The following is a 25,090-nucleotide window of genomic DNA, read 5'->3' as shown; positions in this document are numbered from 1 at the left end:
GTCAGAGCTTCGAGCCGACGAGCGAGGTCAGGTCGACGAGGCGGTTGGAGTAGCCCCACTCGTTGTCGTACCAGCCCACGACCTTGACCTGGTCGCCGAAGACCTTGGTCAGGCCGGAGTCGTAGATGCACGACGCCGGGTCGGTGACGATGTCGGAGGAGACGATCGGCTCGTCGGTGTAGACCAGGTACGGGGCCAGCGGACCCGCGGCGGCGGCCTTGTAGGCGGCGTCGACCTCCTCGACGGTGACCTCGCGGGACAGCGTGACGGTGAGGTCGGTGGCCGAGCCGGTCGGGACCGGGACGCGCAGCGCGTAGCCGTCCAGCTTGCCCTTCAGCTCCGGCAGGACCAGGCCGATGGCCTTGGCCGCGCCCGTGGAGGTGGGGACGATGTTCAGCGCGGCGGCGCGGGCCCGGCGCAGGTCCTTGTGCGGGCCGTCCTGCAGGTTCTGGTCGGCGGTGTAGGCGTGGATCGTGGTCATCAGGCCGCGCTCGATGCCGAAGGAGTCGTTGAGCACCTTGGCCAGCGGCGCCAGGCAGTTCGTGGTGCAGGAGGCGTTGCTGATGATGGTCTGCGAGCCGTCGTACAGCTCGTGGTTGGCGCCCATGACGACGGTGATGTCGTCGTCGGTGGCGGGCGCGGAGATGATGACCTTCTTGGCGCCGGCCTGGACGTGCTTGCGGGCGTCGGCGCCCTTGGTGAAGAAGCCGGTGGACTCGATGACGACGTCCACGCCCAGGTCGCCCCAGGGCAGGTTCGCCGGGTCGCGCTCGGCGAGCGCGGTGATCGTCTTCCCGCAGACGGTGATGCCGTCGGAGCTGGAGGAGACCTCCTCGGGGAACTTGCCGAGGACCGAGTCGTGCTTGAGCAGGTGGGCCAGCACGTCGTTGCTGGTCAGGTCGTTGACCGCCACGACCTCGATGTCCTGGCCGCTGGCGGCGACCGCCCGGTAGAAGTTGCGGCCGATCCGGCCGAAGCCGTTGATGCCGACGCGTACCGTCACTGGGACCTCCGTGGGTGCCTTCGGGGTTGCTCTGCTGGGTGCCGAGCTGCGGGCGTGGGGGGTCGCGCAGGGGTGCGCGACACCGCCTCGTGGAGAACCCTAGCCGTCGGGGCCACGGCCGCAGGACGGGCCCGTCGCCGCAGGTCAGGACGGCAGCAAGACGTCCGGGACGTCTGCCGGGGTGGCACCGGGTGCCGGGCGCGTCAGGGCCCGATCATGTCGTCGGTGACGACGGACTCGGTGTCGGGGATGCCGAGGTCCTTGGCCCGCTTGTCGGCCATCGCCAGCAGCCGGCGGATGCGGCCGGCGACGGCGTCCTTGGTCATCGGCGGGTCGGCGCGCTGGCCGAGCTCCTCCAGCGACGCCTGGCCGTGCTCCAGGCGCAGCCGGCCGGCGACGAGCAGGTGCTCGGGGGCGTCGTCGCCGAGGATCTCCAGTGCGCGCTCCACGCGGGCGCTGGCGGCGACGGCCGCGCGCGCCGAGCGGCGCAGGTTCGCGTCGTCGAAGTTGGCCAGCCGGTTGGCGGTGGCCCGGACCTCGCGGCGCATCCGCCGCTCCTCCCAGGTGAGCACCGCCTCGTGGGCGCCCATCCGGGTCAGCAGCGCGCTGATCGCGTCGCCGTCGCGGACCACCACGCGGTCGGCGCCGCGCACCTCGCGGGCCTTGGCCGCGATGCCCAGCCGCCGGGCCGCGCCGACCAGCGCCATCGCTGCCTCCGGGCCCGGGCAGGTGACCTCCAGGGAGGAGGAGCGACCGGGCTCGGTGAGCGAGCCGTGGGCCAGGAAGGCCCCCCGCCACGCGGCCTCGGCGTCGTTGAGCCCGCCGGAGACCACGGCCGGGGGCAGGCCGCGCACCGGCCGGCCCCGCTGGTCGACCAGCCCGGTCTGCCGGGCCAGGCCCTCGCCGTGCTTGGCGATGCGGACCAGGTAGCGGACCCCGCGACGGATGTTGCCGCCGGCCAGCACGCTGACGCCGCTGGTGTAGCCGTAGACCTCGCTGATGTCACGGCGCAGCCGGCGGGCGACCGAACCGGTGTCGAGCTCGGCCTCGATGACCACCCGGCCGCCGACGATGTGCAGCCCGCCGGAGAAGCGCAGCAGCGCCGTCACCTCGGCCTTGCGCTCGGACGTCTTGGTGCACTCGACCCGCGAGAGCTCGTCCTTGACCATCGCCGTCATCGCCATGCGCTGTCCCTCTCCCCCTCGGCCGGCCCCCGGGTGACCGGGCGCCACCGGCGCGCCGGACCCGCTCCCGCGACCGTCGTCCCCCGATACTGCCGCACGCCGGAACCGTGCCGCGAGGGCGACCTCACGCCCGCTCCCCGCCGGTCAGCCGGGCCACGACCTGCGCCAGCGCGTCCCGGAGCAGCTCCGGGTCGTGCCGGGCCGCGCCGTCCCGGGCAGCCACCGGCGCAAGGACCAGTTCCGCCCCGCACGCCCGCACAGCTGACAGCAGACCACGCCGGTCAACAACCGCACCCGCATCCGCGACCACGGTGTGCAACGGCACGCCCTGCAGGTGCTCGACCAGCACCCGCAGGTGCTCCTCCGGGGAGAACCCGTCGGTCTCGCCCGCCTGCGGCTCCAGGTTGAGCACGACCACTACGTGCGCCGGGGTCGCGGCCAGCGCCTCGCGCAGCCGCGGCACCAGCAGGTGCGGCAGCACCGAGGTGTACCAGGAGCCGGGGCCCAGCGAGACGACGTCGGCCCCGGCGATGGCGGCCAGCACGTCGGGGTGCACCGGCGGGTCGGCCGGGGTGACCCGGATCGACCGGACCCGGTCCGGGCTGGCCGCGATGGCCACCTGGCCGCGGATGTGCCGCGACCGCTGCGGGTCGTCGGGGTCGACGGTGTCGACGATGGCGACCAGGTCGAGCGGGACGTCGGCCATCGGCAGCACCCGGCCCCGGGCGCCGAGCAGCTCGCAGAGGGTGTCCAGCGCCCGGACCGCGTCGCCGCGGTGCACCTCGGTGAGCCCGGTGAGCACCAGGTTGCCGACCGGGTGACCGGCCAGCACTCCGCTGCCACCCAGCCGGTGCTGCAGCAGGGTCGCCATCTCCTGGGTGCGCGGGTCGGACCCGGCGAGCGCGGCCAGCGCCATCCGCAGGTCACCGGGCGGCAGCACCGGCATCTCGCGGCGGATGCGGCCCGACGAGCCGCCGTCGTCGGCGACGGTCACCACCGCGGTGAGGTCGCGGGCCAGCGGCTGCCACGCCGCCAGCGCCGCGGCCAGCCCGTGCCCGCCCCCCAGCGCGACGACCGAGGGACCCTGGTCGCTCACTCCCGGCCCAGGTCGCGGTGGCGGGCGCTGGCGGTGACGCCGTCGCCGGACAGCCGCCGCGCGAACTCCTCGGCGATCGCCACGGACCGGTGCTTGCCGCCGGTGCACCCCACCGCCAGGGTCAGGTACTTCTTGCCCTCGCGCCGGTAGCCGGGCACCAGGATGCGCAGCACGTCCTGGTACCGGTCGAGGAACTCGGCGGCGTCGGGGGCGCCCAGCACGTGGTCGCGCACCGCGGCGTCGCGGCCGGTCAGCGGCCGCAGCTCGGGCACCCAGTGCGGGTTGGGCAGGAACCGGGCGTCGACGACGAGGTCGGCGTCCAGGGGCAGCCCGTACTTGAACCCGAAGCTCAGCACGGTCGCCGTCAGCTCGGGCGCCGCCCCCTCGCGCAGGAACGCCGCCTCCAGCGTGGCCCGCAGCTGGTGCACGTTGAGGTCGGAGGTGTCCACCCACAGGTCGGCGTCGCCGGCGATGCCGGTGAGCAGCGCCCGCTCGGCCGCGATGCCGTCGGACAACCGCCCGGACCCCTGCAGCGGGTGCTCGCGGCGGTTGGACTCGTAGCGTCGGACCAGCACCTCGTCGCGGGCGTGCACGTAGACCACCCGCGGCCGGTGACCGGTGTCCGACAGCGACCGGATCGACTCGGCCAGGTCGCTGGAGAAGGCCCGGCTGCGCACGTCGACCACCGCGGCGAACCGCCGCACGTCGCCCCGGGACCCCAGTTCGACCATCGGGGCGAGCAGCGCCGGTGGCAGGTTGTCCACGACGAAGAAGCCGAGGTCCTCCAGGACCCGTCCGGCGCTGTTCTTGCCGGCACCGGACAGGCCGGTCACCACGACCACCTCGAGGGGGACGGCGTCCTGCGGCTCGGTCGGGTCGGCCGGGGGTGGGGTCCCGGGCAGGTCGGTCACGAGGCGGCTCCGGTGGTCTGCGGGGTCGAGCTGCCATCATCGCCGGTCGGGGCGTCGTCCTCGGCGCTGGGTGGCTCGGCCACGGCCGCCAGTACGGCCTCGGCGGTGCGCCGGCCGATGCCCGGCACCCGTACGAGGTCCTCGACGGTCGCCGCCCGCAGCCGCTTGAGCGACCCGAACTCCTTCATCAGCGCCTTGCGCCGGGTGTCGCCCAGGCCCGGGACGTCGTCCAGCAGCGACACCAGCATCCCGGCCGACCGCTTCTGGCGGTGGTAGGTGATCGCGAACCGGTGCGCCTCGTCGCGGACCCGCTGCAGCAAGTACAGCGCCTCGGAGGTGCGCGGCAGGATGACCGGGTCGGGGTCGTCGGGCAGCCACACCTCCTCCATCCGCTTGGCCAGCCCGCACACGGCGACGTCGTGCACGCCCAGCTCGGACAGCGACCGGGCGGCGGCCGCGACCTGCGGCTGGCCACCGTCGACGACGAGCAGGTTGGGCGGGTAGGCGAACCGGCGCGGCCGGCCCTCCTCGGCGGCGATGCCCTGCTCGTCCCGGCGGTCGGCCTCCTCCTTGAGGTGCCGGGCGAACCGTCGGCGCACCACCTCGGCCATCGCCGCGGTGTCGTCGGTGCCCTGGGCGACCTGGAACCGCCGGTAGTCGCTCTTCTTGGCCAGGCCGTCCTCGAAGACCACCATGCTGGCCACCACGTTGGTGCCCTGGACGTGGCTGACGTCCATGCACTCGATGCGCAGCGGGGCGTCGGGCAGGTCCAGGGCCTCCTGCAGCTCGGACAGCGCGAGCGACCGGGCGGTGAGGTCACCGGCCCGCTTGACCCGGTGCCGGGCGAAGGCCTCCTGCGCGTTGCGCTCGACGGTCTCCATCAGCGACCGCTTGTCCCCGCGCTGGGGCACCCGCAACGACACCCGCGAGCCGCGCAGCTCCGACAGCAGGTCGGCGTAGACCTCGTGCTCGGAGGGCAGCTCGGGCACCAGCACCTCGCGGGGCACCGCGTCGGCGCTGACGTCGCCGGCCCCGCCGCCGTAGACCTGCAGCAGGAACTGCTCGACCAGCTGGCCGGTGGTGACCTCCTCGACCTTGTCGATGATCCAGCCGCGCTGGCCGCGCACCCGGCCGCCGCGGACGTGGAAGACCTGGACGGCGGCCTCCAGCTCGTCCTGGGCGAAGGCGACGACGTCGGCGTCGGTGCCGTCGCCGAGGACGACAGCCTGCTTCTCCAGCGCCCGGCGCAGCGCCCCGAGGTCGTCGCGCAACCGGGCCGCCCGCTCGTACTCCATCTCCTCGGCGGCGCGGGCCATCTCGCGCTCGAGCCGCCGGATGATCTGCTCGGTGCGCCCACCCATGAAGTCGCAGAAGTCCTCGACGATCCCGCGGTGCTCCTCGGCGGAGACCTTCCCGACGCACGGCGCCGAGCACTTGCCGATGTAGCCCAGCAGGCAGGGCCGGCCGATCTGGCCGTGCCGCCTGAACACCCCGGTCGAGCAGGTGCGCGCGGGGAACACCCGGGTCAGGGTGTCCAGCGTCTCGCGGATGGCCCAGGCGTGGGCGTAGGGGCCGAAGTACCGCACACCCTTGCGCTTGGGGCCGCGCATGACCTGCAGGCGCGGGAACTCCTCGTTCAGCGTGACCGCCAGCGAGGGGTAGCTCTTGTCGTCGCGGTAGCGGACGTTGAACCGCGGGTCGAACTCCTTGATCCAGTTGTACTCGAGCTGGAGGGCCTCGACCTCGGTGCCGACGACGGTCCACTCCACCGACCCGGCGGTGGTGACCATCTGCCGGGTGCGCGGGTGCAGCCCGGCGATGTCGGCGAAGTAGCTGTTCAGCCGCTGCCGCAGGCTCTTGGCCTTGCCGACGTAGATGACCCGGCCGCCGGGGTCGCGGAACTTGTAGACCCCCGGGGACTCCGGGATGCTGCCGACCGCCGGCCGGTAGGTGGACGGGTCCGGCACGGGTCATCTGGCCCTGGAGCGGACGCGCTTCTTCGGTGCCGCAGCCGCCGCGACGCGGTCGGGGTCGAGGATGTCGGCGAGGAACCGGCCGGTGTGGCTCTCGGGGATGCCGGCGATGACCTCCGGCGTCCCCTGCCCGACGACGGTGCCACCGCGGAACCCGCCCTCGGGGCCCATGTCGATCAGCCAGTCGGCGCTCTTGATGACGTCCAGGTTGTGCTCGATGACGATGACCGAGTTGCCCTTGTCGACCAGGCCCTGGATGACCAGCAGCAGCTTGCGGATGTCCTCGAAGTGCAACCCCGTGGTGGGCTCGTCGAGGACGTAGACCGTGCGGCCGTTCGAGCGCTTCTGCAGCTCGCTGGCCAGCTTCACGCGCTGCGCCTCGCCGCCGGACAGGGTGGTGGCCGGCTGGCCCAGCCGGACGTAGCCCAGGCCCACCTCGGTCAGGGTGCGCAGGTACCGGGAGATGGCCGGGATGGCGGCGAAGAAGTCCGCCGCCTCCTCGATCGGCATGTCCAGGACCTCGGCGACCGTCTTGCCCTTGTAGTGCACCTCGAGGGTCTCCCGGTTGAACCGGGCGCCCTTGCACACCTCGCAGGGGACGTACACGTCGGGCAGGAAGTTCATCTCGATCTTCAGCGTGCCGTCGCCGGAGCACGCCTCGCAGCGGCCGCCCTTGACGTTGAAGCTGAACCGGCCGGGCTGGTAGCCGCGGATCTTGGCCTCCTCGGTGGAGGCGAAGAGCTTGCGGACGTGGTCCCAGACGCCGGTGTAGGTGGCGGGGTTGGACCGCGGGGTGCGCCCGATCGGCGACTGGTCGACACCGACCACCTTGTCCAGGTGCTCCAGGCCGGTGACGGTGCGGTGCCGGCCCGGGACCATCCGCGCCCGGTTGAGCTGGTTGGCCAGCACCGTGTAGAGGATGTCGTTGACCAGGCTGGACTTGCCCGAGCCGGAGACGCCCGTGACGGCCACCAGCAGGCCCAGCGGGAAGGTGACGTCGACCCCGCGCAGGTTGTGCTCGCGGGCGCCCTTGACCACCAGCTCGCGGCCCGGGGTGGGCACCCGCCGCTCCGCCGGGATCGCGATCTCGGCCCGGCCGGACAGGTAGGCGCCGGTCAGCGACCGCTCGCTGGCCAGCAGCTCGGGCAGCGTGCCGCTGACCACGACCTCGCCGCCGTGCTCCCCGGCGCCGGGGCCGATGTCGACGATCCAGTCGGCGGTCTTGATGGTGTCCTCGTCGTGCTCGACGACGATGAGCGTGTTGCCCATGTCGCGCAGCCGCACGAGGGTCTCGATGAGCCGGATGTTGTCCCGCTGGTGCAGCCCGATCGACGGCTCGTCGAGGACGTAGAGCACCCCGACCAGACCGGAGCCGATCTGGGTGGCCAGCCGGATGCGCTGCGCCTCGCCGCCGGCCAGGGTGGCGGCCGGCCGGTCGAGGGAGAGGTAGTCCAGACCGACGTCGACCAGGAAGGACAGCCGGGCCTGGATCTCCTTGAGCACGCGGTCGGCGATGGCCCGCTCCCGCTCCCCCAGCATGAGCGCGCCCAGCCACTCGGACGCGTCGCCGATGGACAGGCCGGTGACCTCGGCGATGGACCGGCCGTCGAGCTTGACCGCCAGGATCTCCGGCTTGAGGCGGGTGCCGTGGCACACCGGGCACGGCACGTCGCGCATGTAGCCCTCGTACTTGTCGCGCATGAAGTCCGAGTCGGTGTCCTCGTGCCGGCGCTCGAGGAAGGGCAGCACGCCCTCGAAGGCGGCGTAGTAGCTGCGCTCGCGGCCGTAGCGGTTCTTGTAGCGCACGTGCACCTGGTCGGGCGAGCCGTGCAGCACCGCCTTCTGCACCTTGGCCGGCAGCCGCTCCCACGGGTCCTTCATGGAGAAGCCCATCTGGTCGGCGAGCCCGCCGAGCAGCCGGATGAAGTACTCGTTGCTCATCGACCCCGCCCACGGCGCGATGGCGCCCTCGGCCAGGCTCTTCTCCGGGTCGGGGACGACCAGCTCCGGGTCGACCTCCTTGCGGGTGCCGATGCCGGTGCACTCGGGGCAGGCGCCGAACGGGGAGTTGAAGGAGAACGAGCGCGGCTCCAGCGCCTCGAAGCTCAGGCCGTCGTCGATGCAGGCCAGGTGCTCGGAGAAGGTGCGCTCGCGCTCGGGGTCGCCCTCCTCGCGGTCGACGAGGTCGAGGACGACCAGGCCACCGGCCAGGCCCAGCGCGGTCTCCACCGAGTCGGTCAGCCGCCGCTTGGCGCTCTCCTTGACCGTCAGCCGGTCGACGATCACCTCGATGGTGTGCTTCTCCTGCTTCTTGAGCTTGGGCGGCTCGGTGAGCGGGTGCACGACGCCGTCGACCCGGACGCGGGAGAAGCCCTGGGTCTGCAGCGAGGAGAACAGGTCGACGTACTCGCCCTTGCGGGCCCGGACGACGGGTGCGAGCACCTGGAAGCGGGTGCCCTCGGGCATCTCCAGCACCTGGTCGACGATCTGCTGCGGGGTCTGCCGGGAGATCGGCTTGCCGCAGTTGGGGCAGTGCGGCTGACCGGCGCGGGCGTAGAGCAGGCGGAGGTAGTCGTAGACCTCGGTGATGGTGCCGACGGTCGACCGCGGGTTGCGGTTGGTGGACTTCTGGTCGATCGAGACGGCCGGGGACAGGCCCTCGATGAAGTCGACGTCGGGCTTGTCCATCTGGCCCAGGAACTGGCGGGCGTAGGCCGACAGGGACTCGACGTACCGGCGCTGGCCCTCGGCGAAGATCGTGTCGAAGGCGAGGCTGGACTTGCCCGACCCGGAGAGCCCCGTGAACACGATCATCGCGTCGCGGGGCAGGTCGAGGTGGACGTCCTTGAGGTTGTGCTCGCGGGCGCCGCGGACGACGAGCCGGTCCATGTGGGTCCCTGTCTGTGGTGGTGTGCGAGAGGCGTGCGGGGGTGCCACCGGCAGCGCTGTGCTCAGCTGCCGGCGGCGGGGTCGAAGACGGGGGCGTGCCGACGCCAGGGTCCGTGGCGTTCCAGCTCCGCAGCCAGCCAGAGTAGTCGCGTCTCGGCCCCGGGGGGGCCGACCAGCTGGACCGCCAGCGGGGTGCCGGTGCTGCGCAGGCCGGCGGGCAGGACGAGGGCCGGCAGCCCCGCCAGGTTCCAGGCCGACACCCAGGGCGCCCACCGCGCGTTGGCGGTCACGTTGGCCAGCCAACCGCGTTCGTGCCAGGGCCGGGCGGCCAGCGGCGGCCCGGTGACGACCGGGGTGAGCAGGACGTCGACCCCCGGGTCCGCGGTGGCGGCCGACCCGGCGAACCAGCCGGCGACGCGGGACCGGAACCGCTCGGCGTCCGCCGGCCGCAGCAGCCCGGCCCGCCGCACCCAGCGGCCCAGCCGGGCGTGCGCGCGGGTGCGCGGCTGCAGGGAGCGCGGGTCCAGGCCCCGGTGCTCGGCGTCGTCGGCGGCCCCGGCGAACCACCGGGCGAGCACGGCCAGCCCGGCCGACAGCGGGACCGGTGGGTCGCGGTGCACCACGGTGTGGCCCATGGCGGTCAGCCGGGCGGCCACGGCCTCCAGCGCGGCCCGGCCCTCGGCGTCCGGCCGGGAGCCGGGCACCGGGGTGGCCGTCGACAGCGCCACGGTGAGCGGGGTGGCGTCGTCGTCGGGCGGCTCGGTGGCCGCGCCGTCGGCGAGCACGGCGTGCGCCAGTGCCAGGTCGGCGACGGTGGTGGCCAACGCACCGTTCTCGGCCATGCCCGACCAGGAGTCGGCACCCAGCAGCGAGGGCACCGTGCCCCGGCCGGGCTTGAGGGTGACCAGGCCGCAGGCGGCCGCGGGGAGCCGCAGCGAGCCCAGCCCGTCGTTGCCGTGGGCCAGCGGCACACCGCCGGAGGCGACCGCGGCGGCGCTGCCGCCCGACGAGCCCGCCGGGGACAGCGCGGTGTCCCAGGGGTTGCGGCTGACCGTGCCCGGCCCGTCGGTGGTGGCGAAGACGCACAGCTCGGGCACCCGGGTGATGCCGACGACCACCGCCCCCGCGGCCCGCAGCCGCGCCACGACCGGGTGGTCGGTGGTGGCCGGCGCCCCGGCGAGCGCGGTGCCGTCCGTGGTCGCCTCGCCGGCCACCGCCACGTTGTCCTTCACCGCCACCGGCACGCCCGCGAGCGGCAACCGGGAGCGGTCGGCCCGGGCGTCGACCTCGGCCGCCTCGGCCAGCGCGGCCTCGGCGCGCAGCACCCGGTAGGCACCCACCCGGGCCTCGACGGCGGTGATGTGCGCCAGGTGGGCGCGGACCACCTCGACGGCGCTGACGTCGCCGCGGCGCACCCGGGCGGCGAGCTCGACCGCGGGCAGGCCGACCAGCCGCCGGGTGGTCTCCCGCGCGCCCCCGGCGCCCTCCGTGGCTAGGTTGGCGTCCACGCCGTCGAACCTAGACGGACCCACCGACACTCTCAGATCGGAGCGTGCAGCGTGAGCCAGTACACCGGCGACGTCGAGGTCGGCGGGCCCGCGGACACCCGCGACCTGGGGGCCCTGACGGTCACCAAGCTGGCGGTCAGCGAGATGGCGAACAACGCCTACCTGCTCACCTGCACGGCCACCGGCGACGGCGTCCTCGTCGACGCCGCGGCCGAGCCCGAGGCGCTCCGGGCGCTGGTCGGCGACACCCGGCTGACCGCTGTCGTCACCACGCACGGCCACTGGGACCACCACCGCGCGCTGCCCGAGCTGGTCGCCTCCAGCGGCGCCGCGACGATGGCCCACCCCGCCGACGCCGCCGACCTGCCGGTGCCCGTGACCCACCCCGTGGAGCACGGCGACACCGTCGCGGTCGGCGACCAGGTGCTCGAGGTCGTGCACCTGCGCGGGCACACCCCCGGGTCGATCGCGCTGGTCTGGCGCGGCGGCGAGGCCGGCACGCACGTGTTCACCGGCGACAGCCTGTTCCCCGGCGGGGTCGGCAACACGCAGAAGGACCCGCAGCGCTTCACCCAGCTGCTCGACGACGTCGAGGAGCGCCTGTTCGGCGCCCTGCCCGACGAGACCTGGGTCTACCCCGGCCACGGCGAGGACACCACCATCGGCGCCGAGCGCCCGCACCTGGCGGAGTGGCGCGCCCGCGGCTGGTGAGCACCTGCCCGACCGGGTAGTGGCGTCGCCGTCGCGGCGGGTGTCAGCTGGGGCGGTCCCGACACCGTCGTCCGGAGGTCCCGCCGTGCCGTTCCCCGCCCTCGCCCACGTGGCCGTCACCGTCACCGACCTGGCCCGCAGCACGGCCTGGTACTCAGCCCTGTTCGGCAGCGACCCCGTGCTGGACGAGGACGAGACCACCGGCGGCTTCCACCACACCGTCTACGCCCTCGACGGGGGCGGCCTCTTCGGCCTGCACACCCACGCCGCCGGTCAGACCGCCGACGCGTTCGACGAGAAGCGGACCGGGCTGGACCACGTGGCCTTCGCCTGCGCGGACCGCGCCGACCTGGAGCGGCAGGCCGCCCGGCTGGACGAGCTCGGCGTCCCGCACGGCGGGGTGGTCGACGCACCCTACGGCTCGGGGGTGTCGTTCCGGGACCCCGACGGCATCGCGCTCGAGTTCTTCGCCCCGCCCGCCTGACCTCGCGCCCCGGGCCGGTCCGGCCGGCCCGGGGACGCCGATCACGCCCGGTGGGCGAGGTACCAGTCGATCAGGCCCTGCGTGGAGGGGTCCTGCGACCGCAGGGCGTCGTCGTCCCCGGTGAGGGCGGGGGCGATCTGCAGGGCGAGCTGCTTGCCCAGCTCGACGCCCCACTGGTCGAAGCTGTCGATGCCCCACACCGCGCCCTCGGCGAAGGTGATGTGCTCGTAGAGCGCGATCAGCTGCCCGAGCACCGACGGGGTCAGCGACGCCGCGATGATCGAGGTCGTCGGCCGGTTCCCGGGGAACACCCGCGCCGGGACGACGTCCTCCGCCGTCCCCTCGGCCCGGACCTCCTCGGCGGTCTTGCCGAAGGCCAGCGCCTTGGTCTGGGCGAAGAAGTTCGCCATGAACAGCGCGTGCACGTCGGTGTCGCCGTCGGTCAGCGCGTGCTGCGGGGTGGCGAAGGCAACGAAGTCGGCCGGGATGAGCCGGGTGCCCTGGTGGATCAGCTGGTAGAAGGCGTGCTGGCCGTTGGTGCCGGGCTCGCCCCAGAACACCTCGCCGGTGTCGCAGGTGACCGGCCGGCCGTCCCACCGCACGGACTTGCCGTTGCTCTCCATGGTCAGCTGCTGCAGGTAGGCCGGGAAGCGGTGCAGGTACTGGCTGTAGGGCAGCACGGCGTGGGTGTGCGCGCCGAGGAAGTTGACGTACCAGACGTTGAGCAACCCCATGAGCAGCGGCACGTTGCGCTCCAGCGGGGTGGTGCGCACGTGCTCGTCGACGGCGTGGAAGCCGGCGAGGAACTCCGCGAACCGCTCGGGACCGACGGCGACGGCCAGCGAGGTGCCGATGGCGGAGTCCACGGAGTAGCGACCGCCGACCCAGTCCCAGAAGCCGAAGGCGTTGTCGGGGTCGATGCCGAAGTCGGCCACCTTGTCCAGCGCGGTGGACACGGCGACGAAGTGCCGGGCGACCGCCTCGCGGCGGGAGGTGTCGTCGTCGTCGATCTCCCCGGCCAGGCCGTCCCACAGCCATTGCCGGGCCAGCCGGGCGTTGGTCAGCGTCTCCAGCGTGCCGAACGTCTTGGACGCCACGATGAACAGCGTGCTGGCCGGGTCGAGGTCGGCCGTGGTCTCGGCCAGGTCGGTGGGGTCGATGTTGGAGACGAACCGGCAGGTCAGGCCGGGCTGCCGGTAGGCCGCCAGCGCCTCGTAGGCCATCACGGGCCCGAGGTCGGACCCGCCGATGCCGATGTTGACCACGGTGGTGATGCGCTGGCCGGTCACCCCGGTCCACTCCCCCGACCGGACGGCGCGGGCGAACTCGTAGACCTTGGCCAGCTCGGCCTGCACGTCGGCGTCGACGTCCTGCCCGTCGACGGTCAGCGGGTCCAGCCCGGCGGGACGGCGCAGCGCGGTGTGCAGCACGGCGCGGTCCTCGGTCACGTTGATGTGCTCACCGGCGAACATCGCCTGCAGCCGGTCGAGGACGCCGGTCTGCTCGGCCAGGTCGCTCAGCAGCGCGAGCGTCTCGTCGGTGACGAGGTTCTTGGACAGGTCGACGTGCAGGTCGGCGACGTCCATCGTCAGACGCTGCGCGCGACCCGGGTCGGCGTCGAACCAGCCGCGCAGGTCGGGGGTCGTGGCGTCGCGGTGGGCCAGCAGGGCCGACCAGGCGGCGGTGGAGGTGGGGTCGTGCGAAGGGGCGGCCACGGAGCTCTCCTGGGGTCGGTCGGGGACGGCGACGACGCTAGGGCAGCCGGGGGGCACCCGCGCGGGCAGCACCGACCGGGTGGTCGCTGCGGGCCTGCCGGCCCTCGTCGAGCTGGACGGCGCTGACCACCAGGGCGAAGTGGCTGAACGCCTGCGGGGTGTTGCCCAGCTGCCGGCCGGCGTCGGGGTCCCACTCCTCGCTGAGCAGGCCGAGGTCGGAGCAGCAGCCCAGCAGCCGCTCGAACAGCGCCTCCGCCTCCTCGCGCCGGCCGATCCCGTGCAGGGCGTCGACCAGCCAGAACGAGCAGGCCAGGAAGACGCCCTCGGTGCCGGGCAGCCCGTCGCCGCTGCTGTCGGGCCGGTACCGCAGCACCAACCCGTCGCGGGTCAGCTCGCGCTGCACGGCCTCGACGGTGGCGACGACGCGGGGGTCGTCGGCGGGCAGGAAGCCCACCCGGGGCACCAGCAGCAGCGCGGCGTCCAGCTCGGTGGAGCCGTAGGACTGCACCAGGTGGCCGTCGTGCACGCCGTGCTCGAGCACCTCGGCACGGATGGTGTCGCGGACCTGCGCCCAGTGCTCCACCGGGCCGGGCAGCCCGTGCTCCTGTGCACCGCGGACCATCCGGTCGAAGGCCACCCAGGCCATCACCTTCGAGTGCACGAAGTGCCGCGGCTCACCGCGCTGCTCCCACAGCCCGGAGTCCGGTTGCCGCCACTGCCCCTCGAGGTGGTCCACCAGCGCGCGCTGCAGGTCCCAGGCCTCCTCGGGGGCGCCGAGGCCGGCGGCGCGGGCCAGGTGCAGGCCGTCGAGCACCTCCCCGACGACGTCGAGCTGCAGCTGCTGCGCGGCGGCGTTGCCGACGCGCACCGGCCGGGACCCCTCCCAGCCGGCCAGCCAGTCCAGCTCGGACTCGGGCAGCCGCCGGGTGCCGTCGACGCCGTACATGATCTGCAGGTCGGCGGGGTCGCCGGCGACCGCGCGCAGCAGCCACCGGCGCCAGGCCTGGGCCTCGTCGGTGTGCCCGGCGGCCAGCAGCGCCTGCAGCGTGTAGGTGGAGTCCCGCAACCAGCTGTAGCGGTAGTCCCAGTTGCGCGGCCCGCCCGGCTGCTCGGGCAGCGAGGTGGTGACGGCGGCGACGATGCCACCGGTGGGGGCGTGGGTCAGGGCGCGCAGGGTGATCAGCGACCGGGTGACGACGTCGGCCCAGCGTCCGCCGGCCCGCTGCCCCTCCCCGACCCAGCGCTCCCAGCCGGCCACGGTGTCCCCCAGCGCCCGCTCGGGGTCGACCTCCGGCGGCGAGCGGTGGTGGCCCGGCGTCCAGGTGAGCACGAACGGCACCGTCTCCCCCGCCCGCACGGTGAACTCCGAGACGGTCGTGCGGTCCCGGCCCTCCAGCGGCGCGGGCGTGGACAGCCACAGCGCATCCGGGCCGGCCAGGGCCTGCCAGCGCCCCTCCACCCGGCGCACCCAGGGCACGACCCGGCCGTAGTCGAAGCGGACGGCCAGCTCGCCGCGCACCGCGACCTCGCCGGCGACGCCCTGCACGATGCGCACGACGTCGGGGTAGCGCCCGCGCAGCGGCATCAGGTCGACCACCCGCACGGTGCCGGTGGGGGTGTCCCACTCGGTCTCGAGCACCAGGGTGTCGCCCCGGTAGCGCCGCCGGGTGCACCGGCCGCCGTCGGCCGGACCGATCCGCCAGTGCCCGGCCGCGTCGGTGTCCAGCAGGGCGGCGAAGCAGGCCGGGGAGTCGAACCGGGGCAGGCACAGCCAGCGCAGCGACCCCTCGGCGTCGACCAGGGCGGCGGTCTGCAGGTCCCCGATGACGGCCAGGTCCTCGATCGCGGTCATGCCGCGATCATGGGTCCGCCGAGCCCGCGCGGCGCGCCGTACCAGGAAGTCCACAGGCGGACCTCAGGCCGGGGCCTCCCCGGCCGGCAGCGCGGCGGCGGTGCTGTTCTGCGCGGTCGGCAGCCAGCGGCCCCACCACCGCAGCACGTGCTCCAGCCGGGCGAGCCGGTGCCGCGGCCGGCCGCTGCGGGACAGCTCGTGCCCCTCGCCCGGGAACAGCAGCAGCTCGGTGGGCACACCGCGCCGCTTGAGCTCCACGAACAGCCGGGTGCCCTGCTCCAGCGGGCAGCGCCAGTCCTCCTCGGAGTGCACCACCAGGGTGGGGGTGGTGATCCGGTGCGCCCCGGCCATCGCCGACTGGGCGGCGACCCGCTCCGGGTCGGTGCCCAGGTACTGGTCGGGGAAGAAGAACCCGATGTCGGAGGAGCCCACGAAGCTGACCGGGTCGTTGAACGCCCGCTCGCTGATCGCCGCGGCGAACCGCTGGGTGCGCCCGACCAGCAGGGTGGTCATGTAACCCCCGTAGGAGCCGCCCATGACGCCGACCCGGGTGTCGTCGAGCTCGGGCTCCTGCAGCGCCTCGTCGATGAAGGCGAGGACGTCGTCGGCGTCCAGTTCCCCGAAGTGCTCCTTGACGGCGCGGCTGTGCTCCTCGCCGTAGCCGGAGGAGCCGCGGGGGTTGCACTGCAGGACGGCGTAGCCGGCCGAGGCGTAGACCTGGGTCTCGTCGAACAGCGACCAGCCGTACTGGCTGTGCGGACCGCCGTGCACGGTGAGCAGCACCGGGTGCGGGCCGGGCCCGTCGGGCACGGTGATCCAGCCGTGCACGGGGTAGCCGTCGGGCGCGGTGGCGGTCTTCTCCCGCATCGCGTGCAGCCGGCCGGTGCCCTGCAGCTGGGCGCCGAAGCCGGTGAGCAGCCGCCGGCGGCCCGGGGTGATGGCCAGCAGCTCCCCCGCCGACCGGTCGTGCGCGACGGTGGCGACCACGACGCCGCCGCCGACGCCGATGCCGCGGGTGGTGTACGGGCCGTCGACCAGGGCCTCCGGCTCGCCGCCGGCCAGCGGCACCCGCAGCAGCTCGACCGCCCCCTGCTTCTGCACCCCGACGAAGGCGTCCCCGCCGGCCACCACGACCCGGCCGAAGTCCTGGCCGAGGTCGTGCACGGCCGGGTCCAGCAGCGGCTGCGGGTGCCCACCGGCGGCGTCCACCCGGCACGGGACGGTGCCCCGGCCGACGAAGTCCAGGCCGTCGGGGCCGAGGTCGGGCTGGGCGGCCAGGTAGAGCGTGCGGCCCTCGAGGTCGTCGGGGTCGTAGGTGGGCGCCGAGCAGGCCGACCGGCTCTCGGTCACCCGGCGCAGGTGCGAGCCGTCGGGCCGGCAGGCCCACACGTCGCGGACGAGGTCGCGGTCGGCGCGCGGGTGGCGGGCGGAGACGAAGACCAGCTCGGTGCCGGCCGGGTGCCAGGCGACGTCGGTGTCGTCGTGGTCGCCGGACGTCACCTGCACGGGCTCGGCGACCGGCACCTCGTCGTCGGCGTCGTCGTCGGGCAGGTCGAGGACGAACACGTGCTGGCGGCGGTCGGTGGTGAACCCGACGTCGTCGGAGCGGTACTTCAGCGTGGTGATCAGCCGGGGCGGCTCGGCGGCCGGGTCGATGCCCTCGACCGTGCCGTAGCGGCCGTGCTCGGGCACCCGGGCCGTGTAGGCGATCCGGCGCGAGTCGGGCGCCCAGACCGGGGCGCCGGCGCCGAGCGGGTGGTCGGTCAGCCGGCGGGCCTCGCCGCCGCCGGTGGGCAGCAGGTGCAGCTGCGGCCTGCCGCCGCTCTCGGCGCCGAGGAAGGCCAGCCACCGGCCGTCCGGGGAGAACACCGGCGCGGAGTCGCGGTGGCCGTGGGTCAGCGGCCGGGCGGGCGCGGAGCCGTCGGTGGGCACCGCCCAGAGCTGGCTGCGGTACTCGTCGCCGTCCAGGTCCAGCCGGGTCACCGCGACCACCGCGGTCGACCCGTCCGGGGACACCGTGGCGGGCCCCGGGGTGCGCAGGCAGGCGAGGTCGTCGGGCCGCATGGTGCAGACGCTAACCCAGCCCCGCCGGGGGTGATTCCGTGAGCCGGGCTCAGTACCTACGCTGCGGGCATGACGACGCGGCGCGTGTTCACCGGCGGACTGGTCCTCGACGGCACCGGGGCGCCCGCCGCCCCCGCCGACGTCGCGGTGCAGGACGGCCGGGTGGTCGAGGTGGGGCCGGGTCTGGACGGCGACGAGGCGGTCGACTGCACCGGCGCCACCGTGCTGCCCGGCCTGTTCGACTGCCACGTGCACGTGCTGATGAGCGGGGTGGACACGCTGCGCCAACTGCAGACCCCCTACAGCCAGGTGTACTTCGAGGCCGCGCGCAACCTGCGGCGCACCCTGGCCCTGGGCATCACCTCGGTGCGCGACGCGGCCGGGGCCGACCTGGGCGTGGCCGAGGCCGTCCGGTCGGGCCTGGTCCGCGGCCCGCGGATGCAGATCTCGCTGACGATGATCAGCCAGACCGGTGGGCACGCCGACGACTGGCACGTCTGCGGCGCGGAGACCCCGCTGCTGCCGCCCACCCCGGGCCGGCCCAGCGGCATCTGCGACGGGCCCGACGAGGTGCGGCGCACCGTGCGCACCCTGGTCCGGGCAGGCGCCGACGTGCTCAAGGTGGCCACCAGCGGCGGCGTCCTCTCGCCCCGGGACGACCCGCGGCACGCGCACTTCCGGTCCGCCGAGCTGGAGGTGCTGGTCGAGGAGGCCACCGCCGCCGGGCTCGCGGTCATGGCCCACGCACAGGGCGCCGACGGCATCAAGAACGCCGTCCGGGCCGGCATCCGGTCGATCGAGCACGGCATCTTCCTCGACGACGAGGCCATCGAGCTGATGGTCGAGCACGGCACCTGGCTGGTGCCCACGCTGTCGGCACCGCGGGCGGTGCTCGCCGCGGTGGCCGCCGGGGCCGCCCTGCCCCAGGCCGTGGTGGACAAGGCGGTCGCGGTGCAGGCCCAGCACGACGCGTCGGTGTCCCGGGCCCACGAGGCCGGCGTCCGGGTCGCGATGGGCACCGACTCCGGGGTCGGCCCGCACGGTGAGAACCTCGGCGAGCTCCAGCTGATGCGCGACCGCGGGATGTCGGTCGAGGAGGTCTGGCACGCCACCACGCTGTCGGCGGCCCGGCTGCTGCGGGTGGACGACGAGCTGGGGTCGCTGGAGCCGGGCAAGCGGGCCGACGTCGTCGTGCTCGACGGCGACGCGGCCGACCTGGGCGGCCTGGCCGGCCGGGTGCGCGAGGTGTGGCTGGACGGCGAGCGGGTCGTCGCCGGCGGCCGGGTCGCCGACCCGGCCGCCTGAACCGCTACTGCTCGGTGCTGCGCTGCGCCCGCGCCTCGGCGTCCCGGCGGGCGTCCGGCTCGTCGGAGCGGCCGGTGGGCTGCTGCTCGGGGTCCACGCCGGTGCCCTCGGCCGGGGGCAGCTGGCCCCGGGTCTTGAGCAGCGAGGCGATCGTGGCGACCACGAGGACGCCGAGGATGACCACCAGCGAGAGCCAGATCGGGATCTCGGGGACCGCCTCGACCGGCTCGCCGCCGTTGATGAACGGCAGCGAGTTCTCGTGGATCGCCTCCAGCACCAGCTTCACGCCGATGAAGGCCAGGATCACCGCCAGGCCCAGCGACAGGTAGACCAGCCGCTTGAGCAGCCCGCCGAGCAGGAAGTACAGCTGGCGCAGGCCCATGAGGGCGAAGACGTTGGCGGTGAAGACGATGAACGCCTCGCGGGTGAGGCCGAAGATCGCCGGGATGGAGTCCAGCGCGAAGAGCAGGTCCGTCGTCCCCAGGGCCAGGAAGACCACGATCATCGGCGTCCAGAGCTTCTTGCCGTCCCGCTGGACGCGGATCTTGTTGCCCTCGAAGTCCTTGGTGAGCGGCAGGACCGTGCGCAGCCGGCGGATGAGGGCGTTCTCCTCGTAGTCCTCGTCCTCGCCGCGGTTCCGGACCAGGTTGATCGCGGTGTAGACCAGGAACGCGCCGAAGATGTAGAAGACCCAGGTGAAGCGCTCGATCACCGCGGCGCCGAGCAGGATGAAGATCCCGCGCAGCACCAGGGCGATGATGATCCCGACCATCAGGACCTCTTGCTGCAGCTTCCGGGGCACCTGGAAGCGGGCCATGATGATCACGAAGACGAAGAGGTTGTCGACCGAGAGCGAGTACTCGGTCAGCCAGCCCGCGTAGAACTGCGTGGCGAAGTCGCCGTCGGTGACCAGCAGCAGCACCAGGCCGAAGACCAGGGCCAGCGCGACGTAGAAGGTCACCCAGATGCTGGCCTCCCGCACCGAGGGCTCGTGGGGACGGCGGGCGACGAGGGCGAGGTCGGCCAGCAGCAGGACGGTGAGCCCCACGAACGTGCCGATCTCGAACCAGACGGGGAGCTCCACGTCGGGCCAGGGTACGGGCGCGCCTGGGCCCACGCTGTGCGTCGCACCGTGGTGTCGGACGCACAGGAGCCCCGCCGGACGGGGTCCGGTGGGGCTCCTGGGTGGTGCGGGGTGGTGCCGGGATCAGCCCTCGCGGCTGCCGTCGGTCACCGCGGCGGTGCGGCCCGACGGCGGGGCGTCGGCGCGGGCGCCGGCCGGGCTGCCGTCGCGGTCGCCGGGACCCTGGGCGTGCAGGCCGTCGCGCCCGGCGCCCTTGTCCTCGAGCCCGGTCGGGCTGGTGATGCCGCGCTCGGCGTCCTTCTTGTTCTTGCGGAGGCTGAGCACGGTCGTGACCACCAGGGTCGCCAGGATGACCAGCAACGACAGCCACGTCGGGATCTCCGGGATCAGCGTGATGTGCTCACCGCCGTTGATGAAGGGCAGCTCGTTGGTGTGCAGCGCGTGGATGACCAGCTTGATCCCGATGAAGCCCAGGATCACCGCCAGGCCGTAGGCCAGGTAGACCAGCCGGTCGAGCAGGCCGTCGATGAGGAAGAACAGCTGCCGCAGGCCCAGCAGCGAGAACGCGTTGGCGGTGAAGACCAGGAAGGTCTCCTGGGTCAGGCCGAAGATCGCCGGGATCGAGTCGACGGCGAAGATGATGTCGGCGGTGCCGATGGCGATCAGCGCGATCATCAGCGGGGTGATGAACCGCTTGCCGTCGACCTTCGTCGTCAGCTTGTCCGAGTGGTACTCGTCGGTCGTCGGGACGACCTTGCGGACGAACCGCAGGACGCCGTTCTCCTTGTACTCCTCGTCCTCGTCGTGGCCGCCGCTGCGCGCCTGCACGACCGCGGTGTAGATGAGGATCGCGCCGAAGAGGTAGAAGACCCAGCTGAAGTTCTCGATGGCCGCGGCGCCGACGAAGATGAAGACGGTGCGCAGCGCCAGCGCGAACGCGATCCCGAACAGCAGCACCTTCTGCTGCAGCTCCCGCGGCACGCCGAAGCTGGCCATGATGATCACGAAGACGAAGAGGTTGTCGACCGACAGCGCCTTCTCGGTGACGTAGCCGGCGAAGTACTCACCGCCGTACTCGCCGCCGGCGAAGACCAGCACGCCGACCCCGAACAGGATCGCGATGCCGACGTAGACGGCCGACCAGGTGGCCGACTCCTTGAGCGAGGGGGCGTGCGGGGTGCGCACGTGGCCGACGAAGTCGAAGACGATCATCCCGACGATCGCGGCCACCGTGACTGCCCACACCCAGAACGGGACGTCCAACGTGTGCCTCCGGTGTCTGTAGCAGAACGCCGGAGGTCTCTCCCACCGACCCGGGGGTCGGCCGGCAGTGCCGGAGGTCGATGGCGACCTCGTGCTGACGACAGCTGCCGCGGGGGATACTCCCCTCCACGCGAGCCGGTTGTGCGCGACGGACAGCGTGTGCAAACGCCAACCATCTCCGCGGCACGGCTCGTCCGGGTGAACGGGCGGGCCGCGCGCCGGGTTCCCGCATCAGCTCGTGACGGCGGTCACCGGCAGCTGCACCCGGAAGCAGGCGCCGCGGTCGACGGGCAGGCAGACGACGTCGCCGCCGTGCGCGCGGGCCAGCGCGCGGGCGATGGGCAGGCCGAGCCCGGCCCCGCCGTCCCTGCTGCGGGCCGCGTCCAGGCGGACCAGCCGGTCGAAGACCCGCTCGCGCTGGTCGGCGGGGACGCCGGGCCCGTCGTCGACGACGTCCAGGCACGCGTGCTCCCCCTCGGCCCGGACCAGCACCTCGACGTGGCCTGCCGGACCCGCCGCCCGGACGGCGTTGCGCAGCAGGTTGTCCAGCACCTGGCCGACCCGGTCGGGGTCGACCTCGGCGGTGACCGGGTCGCCGGTCACCGCCACGGGCCCGCCGACCCGCTGGGCGCTCCCCCGGGCCAGGGCCAGCAGGTCGGTGGGGCGCCGGTCCAGCGGTGGCGGGTCCCCGCTGTCGAAGCGGGTGACGTCGAGCAGGTCGGCCACCAGGCGTCCCGAGCGCTGCAGCTCCCGGACGGCGCCGGCCAGCAGCTCCTCCCGGCGGTCGCGGTCCGGGTCGGTGCGCAGCACGGTCTCCACCGAGGCCTGGACGGCGGCCAGCGGCGTGCGCAGCTCGTGGGCGGCGTCGCCGAGCAGGTCCCGCATGCCGGACTCGGCGCGGCGCGCGGTCCGCTCGGCGCCCTCGAGCTCGTCGAGCATGTCGTCGAAGGCGGCCGCGGTGGCGCCCAGCTCGGTGTGCGGCCGGTCGGGGCGCAGCCGGCGGCCGCGGTCGCCGGAGGTGATGGAGCGGGCCACCGCGGTCATCCGGCCCAGCGGCCGCAGCCCGAGCCCGACGGTGGCGCTCACCAGGACGGCGGCGAGGGCCAGGGTGGCCGCGGCCCCGACGACGAGGACCCACCGCAGCTGGGTGACCGCGTCGGTGATCGGTCCCTGGTCGGCCAGCAGGGTGAGCCGGGCGCCGTCGGCGAGCTCGGTCTGCAGCACGTAGGCGTCACCGGTGTCGACGACGGCGCCCTGCCGCGGCGGTGGCCCCGGCCGTCCGGGCGGTCCGGGCCGCGGCCGTTCCAGCTCCCCCACCTGCTGCCCGTCGGCGGTCTCGATCTGGGCCTGCACCGTGTCACCGGTGACCGCGTCGAGGACCTCCTCGTCCGTCCGGCCCTGGGCGACGAGCTCCGCGGCGATCTCCGCGCGGTCCACCAGCCGCTGGCGCAGGTCGCTGCGCAGGTTCGCGCCCAGCACCAGGTCGACGGTGACGCCGAGGACGACGAGCAGCACCGCCAGAAGGCCCAGCACCCACAGGCTCAGCCGACGCCGCAGGGACGCGGTGCGCAGGGTCGGTGCGGTCACGTCCGCACCGTGTAGCCCAGCCCCCGGACGGTGTGCACCAGCCGTGGCCCGTGCGCCTCGAGCTTGCGGCGCAGCGCGCTGACGTGGACCTCGACCAGGTTCGGGTCGTAGTCCCCGTAGCCCCAGACCTGGGTGAGGATCTGCACCTTGGAGACCGTGCGGCCCCGGTTGCCCACCAGGTAGCCCAGCAACCGGAGCTCGGTCGCGGTCAGCTCGAGGTCCGCGCCCGCCCGGGTCGCGGTGCCGGCCGGCTCGTCCACGACCAGGTCCCCGACCTCCACGGCGCCCGGCCACCGGCCCCGGCGGTTGAGCACCGCCCGCACCCGCGCGACCAGCTCGGCCATCGCGAAGGGCTTGACCAGGTAGTCGTCGGCGCCGGCGGCGAAGCCGGCCAGCCGGTCGGGGACGGCGTCGCGGGCGGTCAGGACGACGACGCCGGCGTCCCCGGCCCTCCGGACGTCGGCGGCCAGCGCCAGCCCGTCCCGGCCGGGCAGCATCACGTCCAGGACGACGAGGTCGGGGCGGAAGCCGGCGAGGTCGGTGGCGAGGCTGCTGCCGTCGGCGCGGCCCTCGACCGCGCAGCCCTCGTCGGCCAGCGCGGTGACCACGGCGTCCCGGATGGCTGCCTCGTCCTCCACCACCAGGACCCGGGGCCGGGGTGTTCCGTCGCTGCGCACGGCAGCGATGGTGCCTGCCCCGGGCTGAAGGTGCGCTGAAGAACCGGCCGCTTCAGGGTGGGTTCAGGCGAACCGCACACGGTGGGGACAGCGCCGCCCCGATCCGGGGGTGGCACCCGACCCGAGGAGGACCCCGTGTCCCGATCCGCCCGCACCCCCCGTTCCCGCCGCTGGACCGCGGCCGTCGTCGGCGGCGCCGCCACCGGCGCCGTCCTGCTCGGCGGCGGCATCGCGCTGGCCGACGGCTCCGGTTCCGGTTCGACCGGTGCGCCGTCGACCGACCAGGGTCCCGGCGACCGCGGCCCCGGCGGGGAGCGCGTCGTCGGCACCGTGACCGCGGTGTCGGACTCGTCCCTGACCGTCACCGACGACACCGGCGCGACCCACGAGCTGACGCTGTCCGACGAGACCCGCTACGGCGGCCCGGGTGGTCCTGGTCCGGACGGCGGTGCCGGCCGCGGACCGGACGGCGGCCCCGGTCGTGGCCCCGGCGGTGGTCCTGCTGGCGAGGGCAGCGGCCGGGACAGCGGCGAGGACAGCGGCCAGGACAGCGGCCAGGGCGAGGGCAGCACCCCGTCCGACGGCAGCACGCCCTCCGACGCCCCCGCTCCCCCGGCCGCGCCTTCCGACGGGGAGGTCCCCGCGCCGCCCGCGGGTGACGCCCCCGACGCCGGGTCGGCTGCGGACATCGCGGTCGGCGACCGGGTCGAGGTCCGGGTGTCCGACGGCGCGGCGCTGGCGGTCCGGGAGGTGGACGCGCACGTCGACGGCACCGTCGTCGCGGTCGACGGCACCGACCTGACGGTGGTCACCGTGCCGGGGCTGCGGGTGGACGTCGACGCCGCCGCCCTCTCCGACCTGCCCGCGGTGGGCGACGAGGTGCACCTGCACGGCTCGGTGACCGACGACGGCACGACGGTCGTCGCCGACGCGGACCGGTGACCCCGGTGGTGGGCACCGGCTGGGTGGACCTGGTCCTGGTGCTGCTGGTCGTGCTCGGCGCGGTGGGGGGCTGGCGGCGCGGCGGACTGCGGCTGGCCGGCTCGGTGGTCGGGCTCGTGGTGGGCCTGGCCGTCGGCACCGCGGTGGTGCCGGCGCTCACCGGGTCGCTCCAGGCCGGCACCCGGGTGGCGGCCACCGTCCTCGGTGTGCTGGTCGTCGCGGCCCTCGGCTCCGGCCTGGGCCGCGCGGCCGGCGGCCTGCTGGCCGGACTGGTGGCCCGGCTGCACCTGGGGGTGCTGGACCGGCTGGCCGGTGCGGTCGGCGGTGCGGTGCTCGCCCTGGTCGTGCTGGGTCTGGGCCTGGCGTTGCTCGCTGACGGCCCGGCCGGGGTGGTGGGCGGTGCGGGCGCCTGGCTCACCGCGGCACGGGACTCCCAGGTCGGCGGGTGGGCCGCGGACGCCGCCGACCAGGCACTGCGGGTGGTGCGGGGGCAGACTCCCGACCTGCACCTGCCGACGGGAGGACCTGGGTGAACGCGCGGGACGGGGAGACCTCGCAGTTCCCGGCGGTCGGGCCGGACCTGCCCGGCAGCCGGCGACCGACGCACGTGGTCGGGCCGTGGGCGCTGGGCACCCGGGACGAGACCGCGACGTTCCCCGCCGCTCCGGCGCCTCCCCCTGCGCCGCCCCCGCAGGATCGGCGGCCGCGCCGCCGGACCGGTGCGCTGGTCGCGGGCCTGGCCGCACTCGCGGTCGTGCTGGTCGTGGGTGTCGTGCTGGGCGTGGTCCTCGGCGGTGGGTCCACGGCGGGCGACCCGGCCGGCACGACCGCGCCGAGCACGG

The 25,090-nt window shown here is 74.4% G+C and carries 20 protein-coding genes; 6 read left to right on the top strand and 14 right to left on the bottom strand.

What is annotated here, in order from left to right; translation table 11 throughout:
* Position 1 precedes the first annotated feature (1 nt).
* From gap to NH342_RS05215, 7 genes are all read right to left on the bottom strand, one after another.
* Entirely contained in the window at positions 2-1,003 is a 1,002-nt protein-coding gene (gene gap, locus NH342_RS05245; RefSeq protein ID WP_253012247.1) for a type I glyceraldehyde-3-phosphate dehydrogenase, read from the bottom strand.
* 203 nt (positions 1,004-1,206) lie between these two features.
* Positions 1,207-2,187 (bottom strand): DNA-binding protein WhiA, encoded by a 981-nt coding sequence (whiA, locus tag NH342_RS05240; protein ID WP_253012244.1) that lies wholly within the window; start codon positions 2,185-2,187, stop codon positions 1,207-1,209.
* A 124-nt stretch (positions 2,188-2,311) separates the two neighbouring features.
* The gene (gene yvcK / locus NH342_RS05235; RefSeq protein WP_253012241.1) at positions 2,312-3,283 is read right to left on the bottom strand and encodes a uridine diphosphate-N-acetylglucosamine-binding protein YvcK; all 972 of its coding nucleotides are present in this window, start codon (positions 3,281-3,283) and stop codon (positions 2,312-2,314) included.
* Positions 3,280-4,194, bottom strand: coding sequence for an RNase adapter RapZ (rapZ, locus tag NH342_RS05230; RefSeq protein ID WP_253012238.1), 915 nt, complete (start codon positions 4,192-4,194; stop codon positions 3,280-3,282). Before rapZ ends, yvcK begins: the two co-directional genes overlap by 4 nt.
* Positions 4,191-6,161, bottom strand: coding sequence for an excinuclease ABC subunit UvrC (gene uvrC, locus NH342_RS05225; protein ID WP_253012235.1), 1,971 nt, complete (start codon positions 6,159-6,161; stop codon positions 4,191-4,193). Before uvrC ends, rapZ begins: the two co-directional genes overlap by 4 nt.
* A 3-nt stretch (positions 6,162-6,164) precedes the next feature.
* Positions 6,165-9,056 carry an excinuclease ABC subunit UvrA gene (gene uvrA / locus NH342_RS05220; RefSeq protein WP_253012232.1) on the bottom strand — a complete coding sequence of 964 codons (2,892 nt, stop codon included), beginning with the start codon at positions 9,054-9,056 and terminating at the stop codon, positions 6,165-6,167.
* Positions 9,057-9,118: 62 nt separating this feature from the next.
* Positions 9,119-10,564 carry an amidase gene (locus NH342_RS05215; protein ID WP_253012229.1) on the bottom strand — a complete coding sequence of 482 codons (1,446 nt, stop codon included), beginning with the start codon at positions 10,562-10,564 and terminating at the stop codon, positions 9,119-9,121.
* Positions 10,565-10,615: 51 nt separating this feature from the next.
* Between NH342_RS05215 and NH342_RS05210 the strand changes: the two genes are divergently transcribed.
* On the top strand, positions 10,616-11,275 hold the full coding sequence (locus tag NH342_RS05210; protein WP_253012226.1) for an MBL fold metallo-hydrolase: 660 nt from the start codon (positions 10,616-10,618) through the stop codon (positions 11,273-11,275).
* An 85-nt stretch (positions 11,276-11,360) separates the two neighbouring features.
* A complete protein-coding gene (locus NH342_RS05205; protein ID WP_253012223.1) occupies positions 11,361-11,759 on the top strand; it encodes a VOC family protein in 399 nt (132 codons plus the stop codon).
* A 41-nt stretch (positions 11,760-11,800) separates the two neighbouring features.
* Here NH342_RS05205 and pgi read toward each other — a convergent pair whose 3' ends face one another.
* The 3 genes from pgi to NH342_RS05190 form a co-directional block, all read right to left on the bottom strand.
* Positions 11,801-13,474 (bottom strand): glucose-6-phosphate isomerase, encoded by a 1,674-nt coding sequence (pgi, locus tag NH342_RS05200; protein WP_253012220.1) that lies wholly within the window; start codon positions 13,472-13,474, stop codon positions 11,801-11,803.
* A gap of 37 nt (positions 13,475-13,511) precedes the next feature.
* Positions 13,512-15,326: a glycoside hydrolase family 15 protein gene (locus NH342_RS05195; protein ID WP_253012217.1), complete on the bottom strand. Its 1,815-nt coding sequence runs from the start codon at positions 15,324-15,326 to the stop codon at positions 13,512-13,514.
* Between the two features lie 63 nt (positions 15,327-15,389).
* A complete protein-coding gene (locus NH342_RS05190; protein WP_253012214.1) occupies positions 15,390-17,390 on the bottom strand; it encodes a S9 family peptidase in 2,001 nt (666 codons plus the stop codon).
* A 69-nt stretch (positions 17,391-17,459) separates the two neighbouring features.
* On the opposite strand from NH342_RS05190, the gene NH342_RS05185 reads away from it, so the two are divergent.
* Positions 17,460-18,695, top strand: coding sequence for an amidohydrolase family protein (locus NH342_RS05185; RefSeq protein WP_253012211.1), 1,236 nt, complete (start codon positions 17,460-17,462; stop codon positions 18,693-18,695).
* A 4-nt stretch (positions 18,696-18,699) separates the two neighbouring features.
* Here the strand turns inward: NH342_RS05185 and NH342_RS05180 are convergent, their stop codons facing one another.
* The 4 genes from NH342_RS05180 to NH342_RS05165 all read right to left on the bottom strand — a co-directional run bounded on the left by NH342_RS05180 (position 18,700) and on the right by NH342_RS05165 (position 23,306).
* Positions 18,700-19,779: a TerC family protein gene (locus NH342_RS05180; protein ID WP_253012208.1), complete on the bottom strand. Its 1,080-nt coding sequence runs from the start codon at positions 19,777-19,779 to the stop codon at positions 18,700-18,702.
* A gap of 123 nt (positions 19,780-19,902) precedes the next feature.
* On the bottom strand, positions 19,903-21,009 hold the full coding sequence (locus tag NH342_RS05175; protein WP_253012205.1) for a TerC/Alx family metal homeostasis membrane protein: 1,107 nt from the start codon (positions 21,007-21,009) through the stop codon (positions 19,903-19,905).
* Positions 21,010-21,273: 264 nt separating this feature from the next.
* Positions 21,274-22,629, bottom strand: a complete 1,356-nt coding sequence (locus NH342_RS24095) for a cell wall metabolism sensor histidine kinase WalK (protein WP_253012202.1) — start codon at positions 22,627-22,629, stop codon at positions 21,274-21,276.
* Positions 22,626-23,306 carry a response regulator transcription factor gene (locus NH342_RS05165; RefSeq protein WP_253012199.1) on the bottom strand — a complete coding sequence of 227 codons (681 nt, stop codon included), beginning with the start codon at positions 23,304-23,306 and terminating at the stop codon, positions 22,626-22,628. The genes NH342_RS24095 and NH342_RS05165 overlap by 4 nt, the downstream gene beginning before the upstream one ends.
* 135 nt (positions 23,307-23,441) lie before the next feature.
* On the opposite strand from NH342_RS05165, the gene NH342_RS05160 reads away from it, so the two are divergent.
* The 3 genes from NH342_RS05160 to NH342_RS05150 form a co-directional block, all read left to right on the top strand.
* On the top strand, positions 23,442-24,248 hold the full coding sequence (locus NH342_RS05160; protein ID WP_253012196.1) for a hypothetical protein: 807 nt from the start codon (positions 23,442-23,444) through the stop codon (positions 24,246-24,248).
* Positions 24,245-24,781, top strand: coding sequence for a CvpA family protein (locus NH342_RS05155; protein WP_253012193.1), 537 nt, complete (start codon positions 24,245-24,247; stop codon positions 24,779-24,781). The genes NH342_RS05160 and NH342_RS05155 overlap by 4 nt, the downstream gene beginning before the upstream one ends.
* Positions 24,778-25,090: hypothetical protein (locus NH342_RS05150; RefSeq protein WP_374209413.1), on the top strand; the 313-nt coding region annotated here is incomplete at its 3' end. The genes NH342_RS05155 and NH342_RS05150, both read left to right, overlap by 4 nt.

Origin of the sequence: Klenkia sp. PcliD-1-E (genome assembly GCF_024124375.1) — a bacterium.
Classification (GTDB): Bacteria; Actinomycetota; Actinomycetes; order Mycobacteriales; family Geodermatophilaceae; genus Klenkia.
The sequence above is the reverse complement of the archived record's forward strand: the minus strand, read 5'-3'. Positions and strand labels throughout refer to the sequence as shown.

Excerpts from the sequence above, each read along its gene's own strand:
- NH342_RS05190 (WP_253012214.1), bottom strand. The coding sequence starts at position 17,390 with ATGCGGCCCGACGACCTCGCCTGCCTGCGCACCCCGGGGCCCGCCACG.
- NH342_RS05195 (WP_253012217.1), bottom strand. The coding sequence starts at position 15,326 with ATGACCGCGATCGAGGACCTGGCCGTCATCGGGGACCTGCAGACCGCC.
- uvrA (WP_253012232.1), bottom strand. The coding sequence starts at position 9,056 with ATGGACCGGCTCGTCGTCCGCGGCGCCCGCGAGCACAACCTCAAGGAC.
- NH342_RS05185 (WP_253012211.1), top strand. The coding sequence starts at position 17,460 with ATGACGACGCGGCGCGTGTTCACCGGCGGACTGGTCCTCGACGGCACC.
- whiA (WP_253012244.1), bottom strand. The coding sequence starts at position 2,187 with ATGGCGATGACGGCGATGGTCAAGGACGAGCTCTCGCGGGTCGAGTGC.